This window comes from Bacillus sp. NTK071 (genome assembly GCF_017303315.1).
In the GTDB taxonomy this organism is placed as follows: domain Bacteria; phylum Bacillota; class Bacilli; order Bacillales; family Guptibacillaceae; genus Guptibacillus.
The window spans coordinates 1-250 of sequence record NZ_JAFKOI010000175.1 but is presented as its reverse complement, the minus strand read 5'-3'; the positions used below and the strand labels follow the sequence as shown (position 1 = coordinate 250).

Sequence of the window (250 nt, the reverse complement as noted above, 5' to 3'; positions counted from 1 at the left end):
CACCAAGACGATCCTTGCCGCCGGGGCCGGTATCGTCGCCCTGCCCGCGATCACCGAAACGCCGGGCATCGATCTGGGTCCTGCCCCCCGCCCCGAGGACGTGGCCGATGCCTTTGCCCGGATCGTCGCGCAGCCCGGTGCCGAAAAGCTGGAGGCGGCATGGGCGCAAACGCAGAAATTCGTCGCGATGGCGGGCAACAGGCGCGGCTGATCCGGCTGGATCGCGCCTGTCGCCGCGCTAGATCGCGCG

General features: G+C 70.4%; 1 protein-coding gene. It reads left to right on the top strand.

The window, feature by feature from the left end; genetic code table 11:
- The coding region (locus tag JI666_RS21505; protein WP_206895122.1) for a hypothetical protein at positions 1-211 on the top strand (211 nt) is incomplete at its 5' end.
- Positions 212-250: the final 39 nt, after the last annotated feature.